Below are 16,781 nucleotides of genomic sequence, written 5' to 3'. Positions count from 1 at the left end.
CGCCGGACCGTCAACGTTGTTACGTGAGCTGGGACACGGCATCGACGACCAGGCCGAAGAACCGGTCCACGTCCAGCCCGACGGCCACCCGCGCGTTCGGCTCCCGGCCGAGCCTGCCGTGCAGGTCCACGACCGTCGCACCGCGGGTGAACGTCCCCGTGGTCTCGATCCCCACGAACGCCTCGACGCAGGTCACCACCGTCGGATCGATCACCCGCGCCACCGCCACCGGGTCGTGCAGCGGCGGTGCCGCGAACCCGAACACGTCGCGGTAGGTCGCCGCGAAGAACGTCATCAGCTCCCCGCAGGTCCGCCCGAGCGGCCCGAGGGCGTTCAACTGAGTCACGATTTCCGGCGTCACCAACGCCTGGTGCGTCACGTTCAAGCCGATCATCGTGATCGGCACGCCGCTGCCGAAGACGATCGCGGCCGCCTCCGGGTCGACGTAGATGTTGAACTCCGCGTACGGCGTGGTGTTGCCGCGCTCGGTCGACCCGCCCATGAGCACGATCTCGCGCACCGCGGCAGGCCCGTACCGCCGCAGGTACATCGCCACGTTCGTCAACGCGCCGGTGGCCACCAGCGTCGCCGGCATGTGGGCGTGCATCACGTCGATCGCGTGCTCCTCGACCACGCCGACGGTCACCGGGCCGAACGCCGGACCGTCCATTCCGGACTCTCCGTGGATGTCCTCCGCCACGTGCAGCGGCCGCACCAACGGTTGGGTGCACCCGCGCGCGATCGGCACGGAGATGCCGGCGGCGGAGCAGATCCGCTGGGCGTTCGCGGTGACCTTGTCCAGCGTCTGGTTCGCGGCCACGGTGGTGATCGCGCGCAGGTCGATCTCGGGTGAGCCGGCCGCGAGCAGGATCGCGATCGCGTCGTCGTGGCCGGGGTCGCAGTCGAGCACCACAGGAGTCGGCATGACCTCATCTTGACGACGTCAGGGCCGGTGCGGCTAGCGTGGGGAGAACGTTTGCAGAGGAGGCCGGGGATGGCGCGCAGGCGGTACGCGGTGGTCGGCACGGGCTCGCGGGCGGAGCGGCACGTCCACGCCATCGCGGTCGAGCACGCCGGCACCTGCGAACTCGTGGCGTTCGCCGACGTGAACCGGACCAGGATGAACGTCCACAACGACCGCCTCGCGGAACTGGGGGTCGAGCCGGTCCCCACGTACGACGCCGAAGACTTCCTGAAGATGCTCGACGAGCAGCGGGTCGACGTGGTGGTGGTGACCACCGTCGACCGTTTTCACGACACGTACATCGTCGAGGCGTTGGACGCCGGTCGTGACGTCGTGACGGAGAAGCCGATGACGACGGACGTCCCGTCGGCCGGCAAGATCCTGGACGCGGTGCACCGCAACGAAGGCAGCGTCACGGTCACCTTCAACTACCGCTACAACCCGATCCACGAGAAGGTGCGCGCGCTGCTCGCGGACGGTGCTGTCGGCGAGATCGGGTCCGTCCACTTCGAATGGTTGCTGGACACCCGGCACGGCGCCGACTACTTCCGCCGCTGGCACCGGGACAAGGCCAACTCCGGCGGTCTCATGGTCCACAAGGCGACCCATCACTTCGACCTGCTCAACTGGTGGGTCGGCTCGGTTCCCGAAACCGTGTACGCACAAGGCCGGTTGTTCTTCTACGGCAACGAGAACGGCGAGCGCCACAATTACGCGCACGACGACAGGTTCGACATCGAGCTGGAGAAGAACGCCTGGCTCAAGAAGCTCTACGTCGACGCACGGCACGAGGACGGCTATCGCCGCGACCAAAGCCCGTTCGAGCCCGGTGTGTCCATTGAGGACGACATGTCGGTGCTCGTCCGCTACGCCAGCGGTGCGAACCTGACCTACCACCTCACGGCCTACTCGCCGTGGGAGGGCTACCGGCTGATGGTCAACGGCAGCAAGGGCCGTCTCGAACTGGAGGTCGTCGAGAACTCCTGGGTCTCGGGTCAGGACCCGTCGGTGCACGGCGTCAGCGCCAACCCGGAACAGGGATGGGCGAAGCTGTCGGTGCAACGGCTGTTCGCCGAACGCGAGGACATCCCGCTGGAGTACGACCGGGACGGGCACGGTGGCGCCGACCAGCGCATGGTGGACGCGCTGTACGGACCCCCTGGGCAAGAGGATCCGCTCGGACGCAAGGCGACGCACCACGACGGCGTGCTCTCCCTGCTGACCGGGTTCGCCGCGAACCGCAGCTTCGAGACGGGGCAGGCGGTCCACGTCGCCGACGTCATCGACCTCCGATAGCGGTCATCGTGCTCCCGGCGCCATTGCCCGTTCGGGTGGCTGTGTTGACGCTTTGGCGCCGCTTGGTGCCGGGATGCTGTCGCAAACGAGTCTTGGTTGGCGCGGCGCATTGAAATTACCGGCACCTCGGCTGATGCTGGTGGCCGCGTTGGTGGCGGAGTCCGCCCGAGAAGGGTGAGAGCGATGCGTGTTGCGCTGGTCGGTGCTCGGGGACATGGGGCGCGGCACGTGGAGAACCTGGTCCGGCTCGGCCACGACGGGCTCGCCACGTTCGTCGGGGTGGTCGACGTCGCGGACGTCGCGGACGTGCCGGTGCCGTCCTACCCCGACCTGCCGTCGCTGGCGGCCGAGCTCCACCCCGAGGTCGTCGTGGTCTCCTCGCCGCCCTCGACGCACCGCGATCTCGTGCTGACGGCGTTCGAGCTGGGCTGCGACGTGCTCGTCGAGAAGCCGGCCGTGCTGTCGGTGACCGACTTCGACGAGATCTCCGCGATGGCGCTGGACCGCGGCCTGGTGTGCCAGGTCGGTTTCCAGACGCAGGGCACGGGCTCGTACCGGCGGCTCTGCTCGTTGATCGGCTCCGGCGCGCTCGGCGACATCACGGGCATCGGCGCCGCCGGGCGCTGGGTGCGCTCCGACTCCTACTACGAGCGCTCCGAGTGGGCGGGACGGCAGGGTGAGGACGGGACGCTCGTCAACCCGTTCGCGCACGCGCTGCAGAACGCACTGCTGCTCGCCGATGTCGAGGAACGAGCCGACATCGCCGTCGAACTGGAGCTGTACCGGTGCCGCGACACGATCAGTGCGGACGACACGGCCTGTGTGCGTGTCACGGCTGATGGTGCGCCGCCGGTCGTGGTCGCCACCACGCTCTGTGCGACGACATCGTTGCCACCGGTCGTCCTGGTGCACGGAACCCTCGGGCAAGCAGTCTGGTGGTACGACGACGACAGGCTGACGGTCAACGACCACCGCATGGCCGTGGCACGGTCGGCCGATCTGCTGGAGAACCTCATCCGGCACCGGCAGACCGGCGAGCCCCTGGTCGCCCCACTGGCCGCCGCGCGGGCGTTCACGTCGATCGCCGAGCAGTGCGGCAAGGCCGACGTGCCGCTGCTGCCCGCCCGCCGCGTCGGGGAACGGGTGGTGCTCGACGGCATCGACGAGATCGTCGTGCGGGCCGCCGAGAAGATCGCGACCTTCACGGAGCTGGGCTGCGGATTCGGACGGTAGTCTGCCGCGCAGTTCGCCGCGTTCGGGGAGAGTTGCGTTGGACACCTACATCGACCTGAAGGACGTCCGGGTCACCGGTTACGTCACCATGGGCCTGATCGCGCTGGTCGTCGCCGAGTCGATCTGGGGCACGATCAACGACTGGCAGGGCGGCTCGTCGTCGTGGAGCTTCCTCGCCATCATGCTGGTGGTGCCCGCGGGCGTGGCGTCCGTCGTGTGGTTCCGCGGTGTGACCCACAACGCCGAGGCGATCGCGCTGCACGGCGTGCGGACGGTCTCGCAGGTGTGGAAGGCGAGCGACCCGGCGCAGCGCGAGGTGCCGTTCGCCCAGCGCGTGGCGAGCCCGTTGATCAAGCCCTGGCAGTACGCGTTCCTCGCCATGGTGCTGGGTGACGTGTTCGAGTCGCTGCTGCTCGACACCCCCTTCTACGTGGTGTTCTCCACACTGTCGACGTTGTGCGCGATCGGCGCGGGCGGGCTCGCGTGCTTCCTCGTCCTGCGCATCTCGCTCATGCAGCAACGGTTCGCGGTACCTCAGCGCAGACGCGGCTGAGTTGGGGTATAGTTCTTCGTTGGTTGCAGTTTCGTGTTCGTGTCTTTCACGCTCGCCAAACTTCAGTTGCGAGTGCTTCTCCTTCTTCACGGTTGGGGCAAGGCTCATGACCAACCACGGAGCGGCTGCACAGTGCGGCTCGCTCTTCAGTAATCAAGGAGAAGCAGTACATGGCAAACGGCACCGTCAAGTGGTTCAACGCTGAAAAGGGCTTCGGCTTCATCGCCCCCGAGGACGGCGGCGCTGACGTCTTCGTCCACTACTCGGCCCTCAACGGCGGCGGCTACCGCAGCCTCGAGGAGAACCAGAAGGTCTCGTTCGACATCACGCAGGGCCAGAAGGGCCCGCAGGCGACGAACGTCACCGCTCTCTGACGTTGTTTCACCCCGAAGGGCCTCCGGAGTTCCGGGGGCCCTTCGGGCTTTTCCGGGGCCGTTCCGCGCACGTGTTGTGATCATCGGGTTTTCGCTAGCCTGACCCGATGCCGTTGCTCGGACCAGCTGATCCGCTGCCGCACGTGCCCCGGCGCATCCTCGTCGCCGGCAACGCCGGATCCGGCAAGTCGACGCTGTGCCGGCGCATCGCCGAGCAGCACGAACTGCGCCGGGTCGAGCTGGACAGCCTCTACTGGGGTCCACAGTGGACGCCGCGGCCGGAGTTCTTCGCGGAGGTCGCCGCGTTCGCGCAGGAGGACCACTGGGTCACCGAGTACCAGTACAAGGCGGCGCGGCCCGCGTTGCTCGCGAGGGCGGACACGGTGGTGTGGCTCGACCACCGGTTCCCGGTCGTGATGGGACGGCTGGTGAGTCGCACGATCAGACGTCGCGCGACAGGCGTGGAGTTGTGGAACGGTAATCGGGAGTCGTCGCTGTGGTCGGCGTTCACCGACCCCGGGCACATCCTGCGATGGGGCTGGAAGAGCTTCCGGCGCAACCGGGCCAGGGTGCTCGCCCTGGTCGACGACGTGGTGGTCGTGCGGCTGCGCGGGCAGGGGCAGGTCGAGCGGTGGCTCTCGGGACCGCTCGCCTCGGTCGGGGAGGAGCGTGCTCGGTGAGAACGGCGCTGGTGCTCGGAGGCACAGGCATGCTGGCCGGCTGCGCGGGCCAACTCGTGGCACGCGGATGGCGGGTGGTACTGCCTTCGCGCACACAGCCGCTGATGGCCGACGACGGTCCCGGACGGGCGGCGCGGGCGTCGATCTCGCGCGGGCACCGGCCGACGTGGGTGAGGGCCGACTGGGCGGAGCCCTCCAAGCTCGCGGAAGAGGTCGAGTACGAGCTCGACGGCCACCTGGTGAACCTGCTGGTGGCGTGGGTGCACGACAGTTATCGCGTAAGCGTCCTCAACGCCGTGCGGCACCTTCTCGCAGAGGGAGCGCCTGTGGTGGAGGTGCACACGTCCGCGCCAGTGCCGGACCCAGTGCTCTCGCACCCGACACAGCAGGTGTTGCTCGGTCACTTCGCTCACGACGCCACACTGCGCACGAACCGTGCGGTGCTGCAGGCCGTCGAACGAGGGCTGGAGGGACGGGCGCCCTCGCTGCACCACGAGGACGCCCTCTGACGCTTACCGGACCTCGGTCTTCACGATCTTGGCCCGGCCGATCTCCGCCTGCACCTTCACGCCGACAGCCACGTTCACGAGCTGGCGGACGACCACGTCCTCGTTGCGGATGTCCGCGATCTTCTGCTTGGTCACCGTGACGAACTCGAACGCGCTGACCTCCGCCGCCTCGATCTCGGCCACCTCGTGGAAGTCCTTGCTGAAGTCCAGCACCACCTCCGCGCCGTCGAGGACCACCAGCTGGTAGTCCGACGGCAGGTCGGAGGCGAAGCCCTTCTTGAACTCGCCGGCGACCTTGATGCCGTCGGCTGTCTCCTCGAAATCGAGGACACCGGCGACAGGGGTGAACAGCGCTTCCTGGAAGTCGGCGGTGGCCTTCACCGGCTCGGCCTCGGCCAGCGCCGGGGAGGCCGTGAGGGCGATGGTCGCGAGCAGGGCGATGGCGATGTTCAGCAGTTTCGGCATGTCTTCGTTCGTACCGGCGGGCTTGTGGCCCTGCTCGGTCAAACGCGTCGCTCGATCGTGCATCGGAGCTGTACGGTCAGCGCCGACGTCGGGGGACGCGTCTTTCTGGGGGAAGTCAATGAGCGCTCACATCGATCTGAAGGACGTCCGGATCACCGGGCACGTGACTCAGGGCCTGATCGTGCTGGTCGCCGTGGCGAGCGTGCTCGGCACGGCGGTCGACCTGAGCACGGGCGAGGTGAGGTGGGACGCGATCGCGTCGCTGCTGGTGCTGCCGGCCGCGGTCGCGTTCGTGATCTGGGTCCGGCACGCCTCGGTCAACGCCACGGCCATCGGGCTGCGCGACGCCAGGCAGATGGCGGACGTGTGGCGGGCGTCCGACGTGGCGCAGCACGACAGGCCGTTCGAGGAACGGGTGCCCAGCCCGTGGATCAAGCCCTGGCAGTACGCGTTCCTCGCGATGATGCTCGCGAACGCGGCCGAGGGGCTCGTCGACGAAGGGCCCGCCTACCGGGCGGCGACGGTGCTGTCCGCGGTGCTCACCGTCGTGGCCGCCGCGCTGGCCGTCGTGGTGATCGCCCAGGTCTCCGCGCTGCAACGGCCGGAGCGGATCGCCCAGCTCTAACGCGCCGAGCGCATCCCGCGCACCAGCAGCATGACGGAGTCACGCACCTCCGCCCGTGACCGCTCCGGCTGGAACACCTGCCAGTCCAGGGCGATCACGAGCAACGTGCCGAACAACGCCGCCGACGCGGTGCCGACCTCGACCCCTGCGGGCAGGCGGCCCGCGTCGGCCAGGCGCTTCATCTGACCGCGCACGATCGAGACGATGTCGTCGCGCAGCAAGGAGAGAGTGCCGTGCCATTGGCCTGGCGTGCGCCACAGCTCCGAGACGAGGAGCTGGCCGAACGCCGGATACTCGGCCCAGAAGCCGAGCATCTCGTCGACCAGCGCCTCCAGCGAGTCCTCGGACCCCTCCGCGGACCGCAGCCGGCCCGCGAGGATCTCCACCCCGTGGTGCAGCAGCGCTTCGACCAGGGCGTCCTTCGAGGCGAAGTTGTAGTAGATCGTGCCCTTGGCGACGCCCGCCTCCGCGGCTATCTCGTCGACCGTCACCGAGGCCGCGCCCCGTTCGCCGACCAGCTTCAACGCCGCGTCGAAGAGCTTCTGCTTCGTCGCCGTCGTCCGCGCGCTCACAGCACGAGCTCCGGCTTCAGCTTGGACGCTGTCCACACGCGCTGCTTGTAGGCCGCCACGGACGTCAAGGCTAGGGCTCCGACCAGCCAGGCGAGAAGGATCAGCGCGTCCTTTCCGACGCTGCCCAGGTCACCGCCGTACATCAGGTGCCGCAGGCCGTCGACCGCGTACCCCATCGGCAGGCCGTAGTGCAGCGGGTACAGCGGCACCGGGATCGTCTGCCACGGGAACGTGCCACCCGCGCTGACCAGCTGGAGGATCAGCAGGATCAGGCCGAGGAACTTGCCGACGGCGCCGAACGCCGCGTTCAGCGCGTGCAGGATCGCCACGAACGTCAGCGACATCAGCGCGAGGAACCCGAACGTGCCGATGGGGTTCGACGGCTCGATGTCCACCACGAACCGCACGACCGTGAACATCACGAGCACCTGCACGATGCCGAGCAACGCACCCGGCAGCCAACCGCCCACCGCGACCCTCAGCGCTGACTGACCGGCCGCGAGCGCACGGCGTGAGAGTGGGCGCAGCAGCAGGAACAGCACGAACGCGCCGATCCACGTCGCCAGGCCCAGGAAGAACGGGGCCAGGCCGGCGCCGTACGTGGCGGCCTTCGTCTGGGACAGGCCGCGCACCGCCACCGGGTCGCCGATCGCCTGCGCGATGGCCGCCCGCGTCGGGTCGTCCTGGTTCGGGATCTTGTTCACGCCACCGGTCAGGCCGTCACGCAGCTGCGCCGATCCGTCGGCGAGCTTCGCGGCGCCGTCCTTGAGCTGCGGCGTGCCGGTGGCCGCCTTCTGCAGGCCGTCGCGGAGCTGGGCGTTGCCGTCGGCGAGCTTCGTCGCGCCGTCGTCGAGCCTGACGACGCCGGCGACCAGCCCTGGCATCTTGGACGAGAGCTGCTCGGCGCCGTCGGCCACCTGGTCCGCGCCGGTCGCGAGCTTGCGGAGATCACCCGCGGCGCCCTGGACCTTGCCGTTGGCGTCGTCGACCGGCTGGCGCACCTGACCGATCGTGGTCAGCACGCGCTGCACCTGTTCCTCGGTGAAACCCAAGGCGCGCAAGCGGTTCGCGATGTCGCCGTTGGCCTGGTCGAGCACGCCGACGAGTGCCTGCGCCTTCTTCGCGTACTCCTCGGCCTGCGTCGCGGCGGTCTCGTTGCCGGTGGCGACCTGGCGCGCGCCGTCGGCGATCTTCTTGGCACCGTCGGGCAGTTGTGCGGTCTGCGAGCGGAGCTCGTGCGTGCCGTCGCGGAGCTGCGCGGCGCCGCCGGCCGCCGTCACCGCACCCGTGGAGAGCTGCTGGACACCGCTGTCGAGCTCGCCGAGCTTGTCGCGCAGCGTCGTGCTGCCGTCCGCGAGCTGCGTGGCACCGTCGACGGCCTTGGTGGTCTCCTGGCGGATCGTGGAGAAGCCGAGCAGCAGCTTGTCGGCGGCTTCGGTGGAGACCTTCGCCGTGACGGCCCGGCGCACCTCGCTGACGACCTGGTTCGCGATCGTGCTGCCCAGGTAGTTGTTGGCGTCGTTGGTCGTCAAGGTCAGCACGCCCTGGCGCGGCTTGTTCTGCTCCGCGGACGTGAGTGCCTCGGAGAAGTCCTCCGGCAACGTGAGCGCGAAGATGTACTCGCCCTTGCGCACACCCTCGTCGGCGTCGTCGACGACCTTCCAGTTGAACTTCTTGCCGGTGAGCAGCTCGTCCGCGACGTCCTTGCCGGCGTTGAGTTCCTTGGCGCCCTTGTCCTTCACGACCAGCGCGGCGGGGACGTGGTTGAGGTTCGCGTACGGGTCCTTGTTGGCGTACAGGTAGAGCGACGCGTACAGCAGGGGCACGAGCGCCAGAGCCAGGACGGCGAGCTTGGGGAGCTTGCCGGACGTGACCCGGCGAAGCTCGTTGAAGGCCATGCGAAGGGCGCTCATGCGGTGATCTCCATCTTGGTGTCGTTGTCCTCACCAAGGCGCGCGTGCGGGATGTCGAGGATGTGGGCGGAGGAGTTCGAGCACAGGACGACGACGGACCGTTCGGGGGTCACGTGGTCGTTGGCCAGTGCGAGCCACTCGCGCGGGTCGGGGTGGTAGCGGTCGGGGCAGTCGAGGACGAGCGCCGTCACGCCGGGGCGTGACGCGGCCAGTTCGAGCAGCACCGCGCACCGCGTCCGCGCCGGCACGTGCTCGAAGCGCTTGTCCGCGTGCTCATCGGCGGCGTGCTCCACCAACCAGTCGTGCACCGCCTTCTTGCCGGACGGCATGCCGTTCATCGCGAGCTCCTCGCCGACGACGGCGGACAGGCTCAGCGCCTCCTCCGGTTCGTTCACCTCGGGGGCGTCGATCAGGACGACGCGCTTGCGCAACGTCTTCGCGTCCGGGGACACGGTGCCCGTCGAGGGCTTCATGCGGCCGGAGAGCAGCAGGCCGAACGCCGTGTGACCGGTGCCGGGCTCGCCCGCGACCAGGGTCAGCTCGCCGGGCTTCACGGTCAGCGAAGTCGGCCGGAGCAGGGGACCATGGCCCCCGTTGACGCCTGCACGACTTGCGTGGATCTCCACGGCTTTACCTTCCGTTTAAACTGACCGGTCAGTACAAATTCTCCCGCAGACGTCGGCGCCCTGCAACTCGGACATTGGTCACCTAAGGGCTGCGGCGGGGCGTACTTCCCAGACGGTCCACAGCGGCCGGTAGCCCTGACGAGGCCAGAAGACGCTGCTCAGCGGGTTCGGCGGGTTGTAGTAGAGGTACGTGCCGACCGTGCCCATCCGGTGAAGTTCCTGGTGGGCGTAGGCGAGGAGCTGCTGGCCGATGCCGGCGCCGCGGGCACCCGGCAGGACCGAGACGCAGTTCACATAGCCCCAGCGGCCGCGGGGGAGCCTCGCCGCCGCGGGCGTACCGGGCTCGGACGGCACGATCGCGCACTCGGCGAGCGCGACCGCGATGCCGTCGCGTTCGGCGAGCCAGATGGGGCTCGCGTTCTTGAGGCGCTCGATCAGCGCATGGCGTTTCACGTGGGCGGCGTTCGGGCGCACGATCGTCGAGCCGACGTAGGAGGAGTACTCCAGTTCGGCGAGCGACAGCTCCAGCACGGTCTCCAGGTCGTGCGGGGTCGCACGGCGCATCGTGAGCGTGCGGGAGATGTGCTGTGCCGGAGTCCGCAGGCGCACGGCGAGCACGGACAGCGGGACGAGCCCGTGGTCGAGGAACGCCCGTGCGGCCTTGGTGTCGCGGCTCGGCCAGTGCACGACGCACGCCGTGTCGTCGTGCACTTCCTGCGTGTCGAGGTACCGGCGGAACCGGGTGAGCAGCGCGTCCATGCCCTGGGACTCGCCGACGAGCGGCAGCATCTCCCACACCTCGGCGGCCGACCACAGCCGCGTGGTCGTGTGCGGCTCGAAGCTCTGGTGGCTGATGACCCCGGCCACGCGCGTGCCGTCCGCCAACGCCGCCGTGACGACGTGGCCGTCCGTGGGCGGTTCGGTGGCGGGCGGGAGCAACGGGTCCAGTGAGGCGAAACGGGCTGACTGGGCCGCCACTAGTCCGCGTGCCGAGGTCATGGCACGTGAGATTACGACGTCAGGCGGGTCCGGAAGATCGCGGTGCCGGGGAAGAGCTTGCCGCGCAGCGGGCTCCACTGGCCCCAGTTGCGGGTGTGGCCCTTCGGCCACTCGGGCTCGACCAGGTCTTCGAGCACGAAACCGGTGTTCGTGAGCGCACGGACGTAGTCGCCGAGCGTGCGGTGGTGCTCGACGTAGGTCGCCTTGCCCTCCTCGTCCACCTCTACATAGGGCGTGCGGTCGAAGTACGACTGCGTGACGGTGAGACCGAGCGGGCCGGGGTCGTCGGGGAAGATCCACCTCATCGGGTGGTTGACCGCGAACACCCAGGGCGCGCCGGGCCTGAGCACGCGGGCGACCTCGCTGAAGACCTCCTGCACGTCCGCCACGAACGGCACGGCGCCGAACGCGCTGCAGGCGGCGTCGAAGGAGTCGTCGCGGAACGGCAGCTGGTCGGCGCTGGCCTGGACGAGCGGCACGTCGATGCCGGTCTCGGCGTTGTTCCTGCGGGCGTGGCGGAGCATGCCCGCGGAGATGTCGAAGGCGGTGACGTCGGCCTTGTTGTCCTTGAGCCAGCGGGCGCACATCGCACTGCCGCAACCCACCTCCAGGATGCGCTGACCAGCGACTTCACCCAGGAACCCGGCGTCGGACTCGCGCAGGCCCTCCGGGCACCACACGAAGTCCGCCGCACCGAGGAACTCGCCGTGCGTCTCGTGGTAGTCGTCGGCGTCCGCGTCCCACCAGATCCGGTTCGCCACGCGCGACTCGGCGGCGTCCGCCCCGCGCTTGACGATGCCTGTGGTGCCGAGCGCTTGCTCCGCGCTCGCGTGCTGGTTGGACACACTGCTCCTTCACGTGGGGGCTGGTTTGCTTGCGCGTCTCGCGGCCGCGTACGATATCGCGTGCGTAGTGGGTTAGTGCTGCCCATGATCCAGACCCGCCGGATTCCAGGTCGCTGCGACGCTGCGCGCGCACCACTACCAGCCAATCAATGCCAATCCGTACCGGAGCCACCTACCTAATGTCCACCGACACCACCACCGCCCCCGTTGCCGCTGCTCCCAAGCAGGTCGCGATCAACGACATCGGGACGGAGGAGGACTTCCTCGCAGCTATCGACAAGACGATCAAGTACTTCAACGATGGCGACATCGTTGAGGGCACGATCGTCAAGGTCGACCGGGACGAGGTCCTGCTCGACATCGGCTACAAGACCGAGGGCGTCATCCCCTCGCGTGAACTGTCGATCAAGCACGACGTCGACCCCAACGAGGTCGTCAAGGTCGGTGACGAGGTCGAGGCGCTTGTTCTCCAGAAGGAGGACAAGGAAGGCCGTCTGATCCTCTCCAAGAAGCGCGCCCAGTACGAGCGCGCGTGGGGCACCATCGAGGCCCTCAAGGAGAAGGACGAGCCCGTCAAGGGCACGGTCATCGAGGTCGTCAAGGGTGGTCTCATCCTCGACATCGGCCTCCGCGGCTTCCTCCCCGCCTCGCTCGTCGAGATGCGTCGCGTCCGCGACCTCCAGCCGTACGTCGGCCGTGAGCTCGAGGCGAAGATCATCGAGCTGGACAAGAACCGCAACAACGTGGTCCTGTCCCGCCGCGCGTGGCTTGAGCAGACCCAGTCCGAGGTCCGCAGCGAGTTCCTCAACCAGCTGCAGAAGGGCCAGGTCCGCAAGGGCGTCGTGTCCTCGATCGTCAACTTCGGTGCCTTCGTGGACCTGGGTGGCGTCGACGGTCTCGTCCACGTCTCGGAGCTGTCCTGGAAGCACATCGACCACCCGTCCGAGGTTGTCGAGGTCGGCCAGGAAGTCACCGTCGAGGTCCTCGACGTCGACATGGAGCGCGAGCGCGTGTCGCTGTCGCTCAAGGCGACGCAGGAAGACCCGTGGCGTCAGTTCGCCCGCACCCACGCGATCGGTCAGATCGTGCCGGGCAAGGTCACGAAGCTGGTTCCGTTCGGTGCGTTCGTCCGCGTGGACGAGGGCATCGAGGGCCTGGTCCACATCTCCGAGCTGGCCGAGCGCCACGTGGAGATCCCGGAGCAGGTCGTCCAGGTCGGCGACGACGTCATGGTCAAGGTCATCGACATCGACCTCGACCGTCGCCGCATCTCGCTGTCGCTCAAGCAGGCCAACGAGGGCTTCACGGTCGACACCGAGTTCGACCCGACCCAGTACGGCATGGCCGCCGAGTACGACGACCAGGGCAACTACATCTACCCCGAGGGCTTCGACCCGGAGACCCAGGAGTGGCAGGACGGCTTCGACAAGCAGCGTGAGGAGTGGGAGCGCCAGTACGCCGAGGCGCACACTCGTTACGAGGCCCACATGAAGCAGATCCGCAAGGCCGCCGAGGCCGAGGAAGAGGCTTCGGCCGAGGGTGCGGGCAACTACACCTCCGGTGGCGACGCTCCTTCCACGTCCGTGGGTGCGCCGGCTCAGTCCGGTGGCACGCTCGCCTCCGACGAGCAGCTCGCGGCGCTCCGCGAGAAGCTGTCGGGCGGCATGTGAGTCGCTAGCTAGACCTTCGAAGGCCCCCGCACCCTTTGGGTGTGGGGGCCTTCGTCGTCGTACAGGTACCTGCAAGTACTACCAACTCAAGATCAAGCAGCAGTTTTCTGCTACCAACTGGTCGAGTTATCCACAGCTTGAAAACGTGTGACCGTGTCAGCTGGCTACATTGGCTCACTCTGAGTGCATGGACGAGTGGATTGATGAAGTCATCGAGTACGACGGCTTGATCCTGCGCGATCGTGCGCTGGGCCGAGGAGTCGATCCCGACCAGATCATGAAGGCTCTGCGGACTGGGCGAATCCGCCGTGTACAGCGTTGTGTGTACGTACGACGCGGGTTGGAACCAGCCCCGCTGGCCCTGGCGAGAGCTGCCGTGTTGAGTTCAGGAGTGACGGATGCCGTTGCCAGTCATCAGACCGCTGCACGTGTGCACGGCATGGTCGTACCTGGTGGGCTGCAGCCTGAGCACATAACGGTCGCCCGCGACATGCGGCGTATCCGGAGACGTGAGCTGGTCTGCCACGGACGTGCCCTCGCGCGCGGTGACGTCGAGGTTCGTGACGGAGTGCCCATCACCACGGCAGTGCGTTCGTTGCTGGACATGGTTGCCGAGGTTCCGCGACTGGACGGCGTGTGGGCGATCGACGACGCTGTACGTCGTGAGATCGTTTCTGAAGCTCAGATCACGGCGTCGTTGATCACTCGCCCTGGCGGAAGAGGCGACGGCGTGATCAAGCTGCGTGCGGCGGAGGCGGACGGACGAGCCGAGTCCATTTTGGAGACTGCCGGCAGACTCGCGCTGAAAGATGCCGGTGTCATGTTGCCGATCGCTCAGCATGAGGTCTTCGATGGCGGCGACCTCGTGGCTCGACTCGATGCGGCCTATCCAGAGCGCCGATTGGGCATCGAGTTCGACGGCGCCGCGGTGCACAACGCGCCGCGGGCGCTGTACCGCGACCGGCAACGCCAGAACCGTTTGCTGCATCTCGGCTGGTCGTTGCTTCGATTCACGTGGTGGGACGTCGTGCACGATCCGGTCGGGTACGTGGCTGCTGTGCGACGTGAGCTTGAGCGCCAGCGGAGTTGGTCGTAGTTACAGGCGATTTGATCATGAGTTGGTGGTACTTGCAGACGGCTTGACCGCAGCCCAGACACGGACAGCCGTTCACTCTGTGGTGGAGGCTCAACCTCGTTGTGTAGGTTGGCAAACCTATGCGTGGGAACAAATTCTTCGTGGCACTGGGCGTGGGTGTGCTGGCGGTCTGCGCCGCCTGCTCGACCCCCGCGCCGCAGACTCAGGCGCCGCCACCTCAGATTCCGAGGATCACGCCGTCCACGACTCCCTCGCGGGTGCCGTTGATGGTGGACCGGGCTTTGCCCGACGACTGTGAGCTCGTGGTGCCCGTCGACGTCATGAACGCGACGCTCGGGCAGGAGCTTCCCGGGGAGCCGCGGATCATCGTCGGCATCAAGGAGCCGGGGATCGGGCGGACCGGGAAGATCGATTGCTACTACGGGATTCCCGAGAAGAAGAACCTGCCGGACGCCAAGATCGTCATCGGGCTGTCCACCTACACCGACGACCTGACTGCTCGCACTCGCGTCAACGAGAGCATCGAGGCGGAGCGGGCCGAGGGGGCGAAGATCACCGAGGTCGACGTCGGCAAGCAGAAGGGGACGTTGGTCGAGGGCAAGGACGAGCAGTTGCTGATCGGGTCGCTCGGGAAGTCGACGTTCGTGGTGCGCAACCGTCACAACTTCATCCCGAAGGAGAAGCTCATCGCGATCCTGCCGGTGCTGGCCGTGCAGTCGATGACGCCGCCGGTGTGACTGTGCGGCTAACCTGGCCCGCATGCTCAGGGTGGGGTTGACCGGGGGAATCGGGTCCGGCAAGTCGACGGTCGCGCGGCTGCTGGCGGAGAACGGTGCCGTCGTCATCGACGCGGACAAGCTTGCGCGGGAGGTGCTCGAGCCGGGCACCGACGGGCTTGCCGAGGTCGTCAAGGCGTTCGGTGAGGACGTGCTGAATGCGGACGGCACGCTCGACCGGGCGGCGCTGGCGGCCAAGGCGTTCGCCACCGAGGAGGCTCGGCAGACGCTCAACGGGATCACGCATCCGCGCATCGGCGCGCTCACCGGGCAGCGGATGTCCGAGGCCGCCGAGGACGCCATCGTGGTGCACGACATCCCGTTGCTGGTGGAGCGGGACATGGCGGCCGTCTACCACCTGGTGATCGTTGTCTTCGCTGACTCGGCCACGCGGCTGGAGCGGCTGGTCACGAGCCGCGGGATGGACCGGCGGGACGCCGAGAACCGGATCGCCGCGCAGGCCACCGACGAGCAGCGCCGGGCCGTTGCGGACGTGTGGCTGGACAACAGCGGCGAGGTTCCGGACGTCACGGCGTTGTGGGATCGGCTGGTGGGCTTCGAGAAGAACGTGCGCACTGGCTCGTACGCGTCCGGGTCGCCGATCGTCGTGCCCTACGACGAGCGGTGGCCCGCGCAGGCCCGGCGGATCGCGCGCCGGATCAGCGTGGCGGCCGGTGGCCGGCGCGTCGAGCACATCGGGTCCACGGCGGTGCCGGGGCTCGCGGCCAAGGACGTGCTCGACTTCCAGCTCGCCGTCGAGGACATGGAGACCGCCGACGAGCTGCGGGAAACGCTGGCTCAGGCCGGTTTTCCGTACGTCGGGCCGTACGTGGACACCCCGCGTGGCGAGGGTGACTGGAGCAAGCGGCTGCACGCCGGGGCTGACCCCGGGCGGCGCGTGAACCTGCACCTGCGCGTCGAAGGTGCTCCGAACTGGCGGTGGGCGGTCGACTTCCGGGACTGGTTGCGGCACGACACCGCGGCGCGCGAGGAGTACGCGAATCTCAAGCTCGAGCTGTCACAACGGTTCGCGGCCGACGGCAACGGGTTCGCCTACGGTGAGGCCAAGGAACCGTGGATGGAGGCGGCCGTGGGGCGCGTCGAGGCCTACAGGGGCGGCCAGGAGTCGTAGATGCCGTGCCACGTCAACCACGACGTCAGGTTGTGGTTGACGTTGCTGAGCTCTTCGAGGGTGCGGTGGACCGTGCGCAGCGCCTGGTCGGCGTCGCCCGGTCGCAGCACGCGGCCCGCGACTGCGGCGGCGAAGTCCTCGCTGCGCACGATGCGGGCCGTGGTGCCGCCGGGGACGGCCAGGCCCAGCAGCAGGTCGGTGGTCTGCCAGTGGCGGTGGTCGCGTTCGACCCGCACAGCGGACAGCACGCTCGGGCTGGTGCGCGCGTGCCGCGAACGCGGGCGGTAGGTGGTCAGGCGCAGGCCCAGTTCGGGCATCAGCCAGGTGACCTCGGAGTCCGAGAACGGGTCCTCCGGAGTGGGATGCTCGATTCGCAGACCCCACCGTTCGGGATAGCACGAACTGAGAGTCCGCGAGCCGCCCGACGAATACGAGCGCACGCCCGAAATGGTG

The 16,781-nt window shown here is 68.2% G+C and carries 19 protein-coding genes; 11 read left to right on the top strand and 8 right to left on the bottom strand.

The genetic code is table 11. The features are described from left to right. Window positions 1-19 precede the first annotated feature (19 nt). The gene (locus tag SK571_RS00750; RefSeq protein ID WP_319982074.1) at window positions 20-925 is read right to left on the bottom strand and encodes a nucleoside hydrolase; all 906 of its coding nucleotides are present in this window, start codon (window positions 923-925) and stop codon (window positions 20-22) included. Between the two features lie 69 nt (window positions 926-994). On the opposite strand from SK571_RS00750, the gene SK571_RS00745 reads away from it, so the two are divergent. From SK571_RS00745 to SK571_RS00720, 6 genes are all read left to right on the top strand, one after another. Beyond that, entirely contained in the window at window positions 995-2,260 is a 1,266-nt protein-coding gene (locus tag SK571_RS00745; RefSeq protein ID WP_319982073.1) for a Gfo/Idh/MocA family protein, read from the top strand. A 183-nt stretch (window positions 2,261-2,443) separates the two neighbouring features. Continuing rightward, entirely contained in the window at window positions 2,444-3,493 is a 1,050-nt protein-coding gene (locus SK571_RS00740) for a Gfo/Idh/MocA family protein (RefSeq protein WP_319982072.1), read from the top strand. Window positions 3,494-3,530: 37 nt separating this feature from the next. Next, window positions 3,531-4,046, top strand: coding sequence for a hypothetical protein (locus tag SK571_RS00735; protein WP_319982071.1), 516 nt, complete (start codon window positions 3,531-3,533; stop codon window positions 4,044-4,046). Window positions 4,047-4,216: 170 nt separating this feature from the next. Further along, the gene (locus SK571_RS00730) at window positions 4,217-4,420 is read left to right on the top strand and encodes a cold-shock protein (RefSeq protein WP_030476842.1); all 204 of its coding nucleotides are present in this window, start codon (window positions 4,217-4,219) and stop codon (window positions 4,418-4,420) included. Window positions 4,421-4,527: 107 nt separating this feature from the next. Further along, complete coding sequence (locus SK571_RS00725) at window positions 4,528-5,100, top strand: P-loop NTPase family protein (RefSeq protein WP_319982070.1); 573 nt, start codon at window positions 4,528-4,530, stop codon at window positions 5,098-5,100. After that, a complete protein-coding gene (locus SK571_RS00720; protein WP_319982069.1) occupies window positions 5,097-5,609 on the top strand; it encodes a Rossmann-fold NAD(P)-binding domain-containing protein in 513 nt (170 codons plus the stop codon). Before SK571_RS00725 ends, SK571_RS00720 begins: the two co-directional genes overlap by 4 nt. A 3-nt stretch (window positions 5,610-5,612) precedes the next feature. Here the strand turns inward: SK571_RS00720 and SK571_RS00715 are convergent, their stop codons facing one another. Continuing rightward, a complete protein-coding gene (locus SK571_RS00715; protein ID WP_319982068.1) occupies window positions 5,613-6,074 on the bottom strand; it encodes a hypothetical protein in 462 nt (153 codons plus the stop codon). A 118-nt stretch (window positions 6,075-6,192) separates the two neighbouring features. Between SK571_RS00715 and SK571_RS00710 the strand changes: the two genes are divergently transcribed. After that, window positions 6,193-6,699 carry a hypothetical protein gene (locus SK571_RS00710; RefSeq protein ID WP_319982067.1) on the top strand — a complete coding sequence of 169 codons (507 nt, stop codon included), beginning with the start codon at window positions 6,193-6,195 and terminating at the stop codon, window positions 6,697-6,699. Here SK571_RS00710 and SK571_RS00705 read toward each other — a convergent pair. From SK571_RS00705 to SK571_RS00685, 5 genes are all read right to left on the bottom strand, one after another. Next, a complete protein-coding gene (locus SK571_RS00705) occupies window positions 6,696-7,271 on the bottom strand; it encodes a TetR/AcrR family transcriptional regulator (RefSeq protein WP_319982066.1) in 576 nt (191 codons plus the stop codon). The two genes, SK571_RS00710 and SK571_RS00705, sit on opposite strands and share 4 nt — an antisense overlap. Further along, window positions 7,268-9,184 carry a YhgE/Pip domain-containing protein gene (locus SK571_RS00700; protein WP_319982065.1) on the bottom strand — a complete coding sequence of 639 codons (1,917 nt, stop codon included), beginning with the start codon at window positions 9,182-9,184 and terminating at the stop codon, window positions 7,268-7,270. Before SK571_RS00700 ends, SK571_RS00705 begins: the two co-directional genes overlap by 4 nt. Further along, window positions 9,181-9,810, bottom strand: a complete 630-nt coding sequence (locus SK571_RS00695) for a hypothetical protein (protein WP_319982064.1) — start codon at window positions 9,808-9,810, stop codon at window positions 9,181-9,183. The genes SK571_RS00700 and SK571_RS00695 overlap by 4 nt, the downstream gene beginning before the upstream one ends. A 78-nt stretch (window positions 9,811-9,888) precedes the next feature. Beyond that, complete coding sequence (locus tag SK571_RS00690; RefSeq protein ID WP_319982063.1) at window positions 9,889-10,809, bottom strand: GNAT family N-acetyltransferase; 921 nt, start codon at window positions 10,807-10,809, stop codon at window positions 9,889-9,891. 11 nt (window positions 10,810-10,820) lie between these two features. Further along, window positions 10,821-11,654, bottom strand: coding sequence for a class I SAM-dependent methyltransferase (locus SK571_RS00685; RefSeq protein ID WP_319982062.1), 834 nt, complete (start codon window positions 11,652-11,654; stop codon window positions 10,821-10,823). A 179-nt stretch (window positions 11,655-11,833) separates the two neighbouring features. On the opposite strand from SK571_RS00685, the gene rpsA reads away from it, so the two are divergent. The 4 genes from rpsA (at window position 11,834) to coaE (ending at window position 16,328) form a co-directional block, all read left to right on the top strand. After that, on the top strand, window positions 11,834-13,324 hold the full coding sequence (gene rpsA / locus SK571_RS00680) for a 30S ribosomal protein S1 (RefSeq protein ID WP_053737214.1): 1,491 nt from the start codon (window positions 11,834-11,836) through the stop codon (window positions 13,322-13,324). A gap of 187 nt (window positions 13,325-13,511) precedes the next feature. Further along, window positions 13,512-14,420, top strand: coding sequence for a hypothetical protein (locus SK571_RS00675; protein ID WP_319982061.1), 909 nt, complete (start codon window positions 13,512-13,514; stop codon window positions 14,418-14,420). Window positions 14,421-14,539: 119 nt separating this feature from the next. Further along, window positions 14,540-15,157, top strand: a complete 618-nt coding sequence (locus SK571_RS00670) for a hypothetical protein (protein WP_319982060.1) — start codon at window positions 14,540-14,542, stop codon at window positions 15,155-15,157. Between the two features lie 22 nt (window positions 15,158-15,179). After that, window positions 15,180-16,328 carry a dephospho-CoA kinase gene (gene coaE / locus SK571_RS00665; protein WP_319982059.1) on the top strand — a complete coding sequence of 383 codons (1,149 nt, stop codon included), beginning with the start codon at window positions 15,180-15,182 and terminating at the stop codon, window positions 16,326-16,328. Here coaE and SK571_RS00660 read toward each other — a convergent pair. Next, the gene (locus tag SK571_RS00660) at window positions 16,304-16,768 is read right to left on the bottom strand and encodes a DUF402 domain-containing protein (protein WP_319982058.1); all 465 of its coding nucleotides are present in this window, start codon (window positions 16,766-16,768) and stop codon (window positions 16,304-16,306) included. The genes coaE and SK571_RS00660 overlap by 25 nt on opposite strands. Window positions 16,769-16,781 lie beyond the last annotated feature (13 nt).

It is taken from the genome of Lentzea kristufekii, from assembly GCF_033949925.1.
Taxonomy (GTDB): domain Bacteria; phylum Actinomycetota; class Actinomycetes; order Mycobacteriales; family Pseudonocardiaceae; genus Lentzea; species Lentzea kristufekii.
The sequence above is the reverse complement of the archived record's forward strand: the minus strand, read 5'-3'. Positions and strand labels throughout refer to the sequence as shown.

Excerpts from the sequence above, each read along its gene's own strand:
- SK571_RS00750 (WP_319982074.1), bottom strand. The coding sequence starts at position 925 with ATGCCGACTCCTGTGGTGCTCGACTGCGACCCCGGCCACGACGACGCG.
- SK571_RS00745 (WP_319982073.1), top strand. The coding sequence starts at position 995 with ATGGCGCGCAGGCGGTACGCGGTGGTCGGCACGGGCTCGCGGGCGGAG.
- SK571_RS00740 (WP_319982072.1), top strand. The coding sequence starts at position 2,444 with ATGCGTGTTGCGCTGGTCGGTGCTCGGGGACATGGGGCGCGGCACGTG.
- SK571_RS00730 (WP_030476842.1), top strand. The coding sequence starts at position 4,217 with ATGGCAAACGGCACCGTCAAGTGGTTCAACGCTGAAAAGGGCTTCGGC.
- SK571_RS00725 (WP_319982070.1), top strand. The coding sequence starts at position 4,528 with ATGCCGTTGCTCGGACCAGCTGATCCGCTGCCGCACGTGCCCCGGCGC.
- SK571_RS00715 (WP_319982068.1), bottom strand. The coding sequence starts at position 6,074 with ATGCCGAAACTGCTGAACATCGCCATCGCCCTGCTCGCGACCATCGCC.
- SK571_RS00710 (WP_319982067.1), top strand. The coding sequence starts at position 6,193 with ATGAGCGCTCACATCGATCTGAAGGACGTCCGGATCACCGGGCACGTG.
- SK571_RS00700 (WP_319982065.1), bottom strand. The coding sequence starts at position 9,184 with ATGAGCGCCCTTCGCATGGCCTTCAACGAGCTTCGCCGGGTCACGTCC.
- SK571_RS00690 (WP_319982063.1), bottom strand. The coding sequence starts at position 10,809 with ATGACCTCGGCACGCGGACTAGTGGCGGCCCAGTCAGCCCGTTTCGCC.
- rpsA (WP_053737214.1), top strand. The coding sequence starts at position 11,834 with ATGTCCACCGACACCACCACCGCCCCCGTTGCCGCTGCTCCCAAGCAG.
- SK571_RS00675 (WP_319982061.1), top strand. The coding sequence starts at position 13,512 with ATGGACGAGTGGATTGATGAAGTCATCGAGTACGACGGCTTGATCCTG.
- SK571_RS00670 (WP_319982060.1), top strand. The coding sequence starts at position 14,540 with ATGCGTGGGAACAAATTCTTCGTGGCACTGGGCGTGGGTGTGCTGGCG.
- coaE (WP_319982059.1), top strand. The coding sequence starts at position 15,180 with ATGCTCAGGGTGGGGTTGACCGGGGGAATCGGGTCCGGCAAGTCGACG.